This is a genomic window from Novipirellula sp. (assembly GCF_041583735.1).
In the GTDB taxonomy this organism is placed as follows: Bacteria; Planctomycetota; Planctomycetia; order Pirellulales; family Pirellulaceae; genus Novipirellula.
In genome coordinates this window covers 1-5,902 of sequence record NZ_JBFHFD010000550.1, presented here as the reverse complement: position 1 = coordinate 5,902, position 5,902 = coordinate 1, and the positions used below count along the sequence as shown (strand labels likewise).

The 5,902-nt window shown below is 57.2% G+C and carries 5 protein-coding genes; 2 read left to right on the top strand and 3 right to left on the bottom strand.

Translation table 11 applies throughout. From position 1 onward, the window contains the following. Window positions 1-571 precede the first annotated feature (571 nt). Both ABX962_RS27980 and ABX962_RS27975 read right to left on the bottom strand, forming a co-directional pair. On the bottom strand, window positions 572-1,411 hold the full coding sequence (locus tag ABX962_RS27980) for a hypothetical protein (protein ID WP_372724387.1): 840 nt from the start codon (window positions 1,409-1,411) through the stop codon (window positions 572-574). Between the two features lie 31 nt (window positions 1,412-1,442). Continuing rightward, on the bottom strand, window positions 1,443-2,147 hold the full coding sequence (locus ABX962_RS27975; RefSeq protein WP_372724386.1) for a PTS sugar transporter subunit IIA: 705 nt from the start codon (window positions 2,145-2,147) through the stop codon (window positions 1,443-1,445). Between the two features lie 482 nt (window positions 2,148-2,629). On the opposite strand from ABX962_RS27975, the gene ABX962_RS27970 reads away from it, so the two are divergent. Further along, window positions 2,630-4,087, top strand: a complete 1,458-nt coding sequence (locus ABX962_RS27970; RefSeq protein ID WP_372724384.1) for a hypothetical protein — start codon at window positions 2,630-2,632, stop codon at window positions 4,085-4,087. 24 nt (window positions 4,088-4,111) lie between these two features. On the opposite strand, the gene ABX962_RS27965 is transcribed toward ABX962_RS27970, so the two are convergent. Then, the gene (locus ABX962_RS27965; protein WP_372724382.1) at window positions 4,112-4,837 is read right to left on the bottom strand and encodes an FkbM family methyltransferase; all 726 of its coding nucleotides are present in this window, start codon (window positions 4,835-4,837) and stop codon (window positions 4,112-4,114) included. Window positions 4,838-5,122: 285 nt separating this feature from the next. Between ABX962_RS27965 and ABX962_RS27960 the strand changes: the two genes are divergently transcribed. After that, window positions 5,123-5,902: alpha/beta hydrolase (locus tag ABX962_RS27960; RefSeq protein WP_372724380.1), on the top strand; the 780-nt coding region annotated here is incomplete at its 3' end.

The window sequence follows — 5,902 nt, the reverse complement described above, 5'->3', positions numbered from 1 at the left end:
GGACCGGCAGCACGGTTTCTCACGGATGTTTTCTGTCACCTCTGCCCGGCATCCGAGACTGCAGAAATAAAATCCGGCGTGGCGCGAGCGTACTGTCACCTCTCCCAATCGCAGTTTGCGAGAAGTCGAGCAGAGTCTTCGGCAATGCTCGGGTGAGGGCCGACCGAGCAAGTCGAGGGCACTGCACGCTATATATTGCGCGGTCGGCCCTCACCCGAACGATGCCTAATGGGGCCCGTCCAACCTCTTCCAAGTTTCGCTCGGGCGAGGTGACTCGCAATTGCTGCCATGACGCATGACTCAATCAGTAGTGACCTTCGTCGGTGGTGAGGTCACTGCGGCGACCATCCACGCTCTGGCCAGCGTAGCTACGAAACGCAAACGGCGTCATTTGCCGCCTCTGAATACTTCATTGCCACCGAGATCGCGGTGGAGGTCGCAAGCGGAAGCGGCGGGGATCAGGGGAAAACCCGGTTCGAACGATTGAATCGTTCGAGCCGGTAATTGCAAATGGAAGTGGAGCTTGAAGACAGGCTCACGGCTTGTGCTGCATTTACAGGCTGGGATCTTGTTAGGCGGCTAGCTTTTCGCGGAATGGGCTGGTCATCGCGGGATGGAGTTTGGCTCCAATCCAACCGGTCAATCCAAGGATGAAGTAGGGTTTGCTTAACACGAGCTCGATGCCGGCCGATTCGGCTGCATCTACTTGGTGCTCACGTGGCGCGTTGGCAACCCAAGCATGAGAAGCACGCTGGGCGGTGTCGACCGCTGCGATTCGTGATTCCCATCCCTGATGTGTGGTGGGGGCTGCGACCGAGTCGTCCCAAATCACGCGATCGAGATTCCGGATTCGTAGCGAATCGTCTTGTCGCATCCAGATCGCCGCGGCCCCGCAAGCAGACGCCACGTCCAGTAACGGTTCGGCGATCGGCAACGTCGCTGCGATCACCGCTACGGTGACTTTTTGATCGGCCAGCCGGATCGGATGCGCGGTGGTGCCTTGCATCCACTGCGGGACTTGTTGACGCCACAGCATCGCATTGTAGATCGACAACCGAGCAGCGGCCTCCGACTTTGCCGCCGCCGCGACGGCGAACCGCTCAGTATGCCGCACGCCGTCGCATGCTGCGCCTAACAACACCATGGCTTGGGCGTCGACGCAGCGTCCGAGCAAGACGTTGACCTGGTTCCAATCAAAGTCGCCGCGATGATTGCGGGTGATGATGATGCGGTCGACCGTCGAAGCGGGCCGATCGAGGGCATCCCGCAGCGAGTGCCGAAACGCGATCTGTAGTGAATTCGATTCGGCAAATTCGTAACAGGCTTGAAACTCAACCGAATTCCTGGGCCCGACCCACAGCAATGTACGGCAAGGTAGCGAGGGTGCCGAGGCGAGAGAGTTTTCGTGCATGGTGTCGATCCGTCGGTTGCTTTGCGGGCGATCAAAGCTCGTCGAGGCGCTCTTCACACTCTTTGATGGCGTGCCACGCTTCGCCGGGCGATGTACTAGTACGTAGCTCAGCCAAGAACGAGTCGTCGACGATCATACGGCTGAGCTTTGCTAGGATACGAAGGTGATTCCGATCGTCGTAAGAGCAAATTAGAAAGAAAACGTCGGTCAATTGCCCGCGATCGGAAAACGGGATCGCCGAGGGACAGAGCCCCAGTGCGATCACCGAGTCGGCAAGAATCGATGTTTGAGGACGACGAGGGTGCAACAGCGCCACACCACAGTCCAACGCGGTCGGATGCATTTGCTCACGCGCTTGGACCGCTTCGGCCATCGCCGGAGCGTCCCACATCATCCCGCTCTTGGCCGCCAGCGCGCACATCGACCGGATGACGCTGCCGCGAGTTCGAGCGTTCAGCGGCACTTCGATCGCATCAACGCTGCACAACTCGTGAATAGGGCGGTCCACGGCCGTGGGGGAGACACGATCGAGCACTTTTTGTACTTGATCCAATTCCTCGGGGTCGCTGGCCCCAATTCGCTCTTCCAGCCAATGGTGGATTTCGGCTTTGGCAAACCGCCACTGCCCCCCCACTTTGCGTGCGGGAATCCGGCCGCGATCGGCCATTTTTAGCACCTGATCTGGCGTGACGTGGAGGTATTCCGCGATGCGAGCGGCGTCGAGATCTTCCGTCATAGCAACTGTTTTTGATTGTTTTGAGAAAGGAAAGCAAAACCACCGGCTTCGCCACAGTTTGAGCCTAAGCAGGTGATTTAAGCAACCTGAGTACCGAAATCGCCGGTCGCTTTTTGCGGGATTCCGAAATCTGGTGATTGAGACTTTACCATTGACAGCGAAACAATTTGCCAAGTATTTCCAGGATTGGCTAAAGTCGCCGCGCGGGGGTTACCCACTAGCGATCCCTTGGCTGACTGCGGAACCACTCCAACGAACTCTCAGAGCAGGATCCTATGATTCGCTGGCTCCCTACGAAATTTCATCACCTCCTTTGCCTGCGATCCGTCGATTCGGGACGCCAGGATCCGAGGAACGTGCGCCGTTTCGTAGCATCGCCAGTCGCCCGCGGCTTGCGTTTTCCTACATTCGCAGCCGCTTCTTGCTCGTTTTTCGGTTGGGTCTGTTTGGCGTTCGCAGTCATTTTCGCGGGCGGTACCGCGATGGCTCAGACTGGTTTCCCATCGAGCAACACGCCCATTTCGCCGGGAGTTCCGTTCGGCGGCCGTTCGCCTGTCGATATTCCGCAAACCAATTTGCAGCCGATGGGCAATGGGGGCGGTTTTTCGAGCAGTCCACCTGTGGCATCTCCGTTTTCGTCGGCTCCTTCGTCGCTGGGGGGCAATTTCGATCCGTATGCGACCGGTGCCGCCAGTTTGCCCAGTTACCCAGCCCCCAGCGTTCCACCGGGTACGACGCTGGGTCCGGTCCAGGTTCCCGGAACGCTGCTGCCTCCGTCGCGACCGGGAGGCGAAAGTTTATTTAGTCGAATTTTTTCGAATTCCGGTACGGGGCCGATCATGCCCGCCGCGTCGAGCGGATTCGGTGGATCGGCATACGGAGGCAATTCGAGTACGACGATCCTGCCCCCGGCGAATTATGGCGGAAACGCCTACGGTGCTCCCGCGTATGGCCCATCCACTTACGGGCCGCCTGCCTATGGTCCGGGCACAGGGTTTGACACCGGAGTTCCGATGACGGGGCCAGCATACCCGAGCACGGTGTATCCGTCGGTAGGGCCCACGACGCTGTTCCCAGGCGGGATTTTTGGCGGCAACGGAAGTGTCTTCGGCAGCAACAGCGAATTCAGTGCATACCGATTACTTCAAGGTCCACGGATCCGGCACACCTACCTGGGCACGACGGACGATCCCGATTCACTGGGGATCAACGACACCGATGTCTCGGTCGTCTTTGCCTGGCAGAATTTTTTGTATTCAAGCCAGCCGCTGATGATAGCGCCTTCGTTTTCGCTACATCTTTGGGACGGTCCCGAGCACACGGCGACGCAAGACGCGGATCTGCCCGGCAGTGCCTATAGTGGATTTGTTGATTTGGGGTGGCAAAGCGATCCCAATCAGATCTTGGGCCTCGAGCTGGGGACTCGGATTGGTGTCTTTACCGATTTTGACACGATGAACAGCGACAGTTTCCGAGTGATGGGAAAAGGTTTGGTGAATTTTCGCTTAACCCCCGCGTCCACGATCAAAGGAGGCGTCTATGTGCTTGACCGCATCCGTTACAACGTGATCCCTGCGGGCGGGATTCTGTGGCAACCTGACCCCTATTCGCGATACGACATCTTCTTTCCGCAACCCAAACTGGCCCACTACTGGAGGACGGTGGGGACTCAAGATGTATGGTGGTATTTGGGGGGCGAATACGGCGGCGGATCATGGACGGTCGAGCGTGACAACAAGACCGAGCAGCAGGTCGATATCAATGATTATCGCGTGATGTTTGGATTAGAGTGGGGCCAGCACGAGTTTATTCAAGCCGGACGCCGCAACGCTTTTGTCGAAGTCGGTTACGTTTTCGATCGCGAGATTCTGTATGAAAACAAAGCCAACAAATTCAATCAAGACGACGCGATCATGTTCCGTGCCGGGATCGGATATTAAACGCGGCTGCGGCGATCGATGGCGTCAACGCCAGCCAAGCAATTGCACTTGTCTCGCGCCGACACTTTGTTTCCACGCATCGAGGTGTGCGGGCAAAGCGTGCTCATCAAAACGAGACTCCGCTTCGACATGGAAACCGGCATCGCCAAGCAGTTGCTCGATTTGGTCCGCTGAATTGTAGCCGTTACTGTCGTCGGTTTCGTGGACTTCGACGTAGATCGCTGCGACACGATCAAGCTGGCCCGCAATTTCCGATAATACGCGTTGCTCGGCACCTTCGATGTCTAGTTTTAGGAAGCTGACATCGCGATCGGCAATGTAGCTTGACAAGCGTTTGCACTTAACCCGCGTTTGGGCGGTCCCCTCACGCTGGCCCCAGGCGGGGTCGATCGAGTTGCCTCGCGCGTCGCCGCGGGCCGAGACGTCGCCATAAAACGGAACCGTCTCGTCGCAATCGGAGACTGCGGCGTTGATGCATCGAACACTGGGGATATCGTTCACATCAATATTGGCTTGCAAGATTTTGAACGCGAAGGGATCGGGTTCAAAGCAAACAATTTCGGCTCCCGGCCATCGCGTTTTCCATTCCAGTACCGAGACCCCGATGTTCGCACCGCAATCGATAATCAATGGCCGATCGTGTTTTGGGGTAAAAAACGAAGGGAACTCGTCAATTTGCCGCACCATCGATTCGGCAGCCGAGCGATTCTCGAACAGCAATTTATAGCCGCGGAATTTCATTCGTTGCATTGAGAACGGTGGCACAAGCAGGGGGGGGAGAGGGCGTGATCGTCACGGGAACGACACACGTTTTACGCGACTTGGCTGCGTTTGGCGATCCCGTGACGATGACGGTCTTCACTCGACGTGTGATTTTTTAAACCGGACGTTCCCTGCGAAGTTGCGGAACCAGATTGCAGAAATTTCGATGCTTGCCCGCCGCCCGGTTCGCTTCGATAATAACGACAACGGGTGATCGTCCCTGTTCCACAGGGGCGAGAATGCAAATGCAACTCGGAACCAAAGGAGCTGTCGATGTGCCGTCCATTCCCCTTTTTTGCGTTTGTGTTCACCGCGTTGTGGATGACGTCAGTGGCGACATGGGCTGATGATCCAGCCACGGAGGCCACCCCACAGCGGCGCGTGCCGAATGCCGAGCGGCTAAGCGAACTGCTGAAGCGATTCCCTGATGCCGACACCAATAAAGACGGCACGCTGAGCGAACAAGAGGCTCGGGACCATCGCGCCAAAATGACGGAGCGACGTCCGCGGCAAAATCAAGCCAACCGTATTCCCCCGACACATCGCGATGTTTCCTATGGCGATCATTCTCGAAATGTCCTCGATTTCTATCAAGCAGAATCGGACCGTCCTACTCCGCTGATTGTTTACATTCACGGCGGCGGTTTTGTCGGAGGTGACAAGCGTTCGGTCAGTCCGCAAATGGTTCGGGCGGCCAACGAAGTCGGGATCAGCGTTGCCGCACTGCACTATCGGTTCGTTGATGGTAATGAAGTGCTGTTTCCGACCCCGCAACATGATTGTGCTCGAGCGCTGCAGTTCTTGCGAAGCAAGGCAGACGTATGGAACATCGATCCAAAGCGAGTCGCGTGTTACGGCGGTTCCGCCGGGGCGGGAATCAGCATGTGGCTAGGGTTCCACGATGATCTTGCCGACCCCAACAGCAAAGACCCGATCGCGAGACAATCCACTCGAGTGGTCGCGATCGGAACGATGGGCGGTCAAGGTACCTATGATCCGATCAAAATCAAAAAATTGGTCGGTGGTCGAGCGTGGGAACATCCTTCGATCTTC

Excerpts from the sequence above, each read along its gene's own strand:
- ABX962_RS27965 (WP_372724382.1), bottom strand. The coding sequence starts at position 4,837 with ATGCAACGAATGAAATTCCGCGGCTATAAATTGCTGTTCGAGAATCGC.
- ABX962_RS27975 (WP_372724386.1), bottom strand. The coding sequence starts at position 2,147 with ATGACGGAAGATCTCGACGCCGCTCGCATCGCGGAATACCTCCACGTC.
- ABX962_RS27970 (WP_372724384.1), top strand. The coding sequence starts at position 2,630 with ATGGCTCAGACTGGTTTCCCATCGAGCAACACGCCCATTTCGCCGGGA.
- ABX962_RS27980 (WP_372724387.1), bottom strand. The coding sequence starts at position 1,411 with ATGCACGAAAACTCTCTCGCCTCGGCACCCTCGCTACCTTGCCGTACA.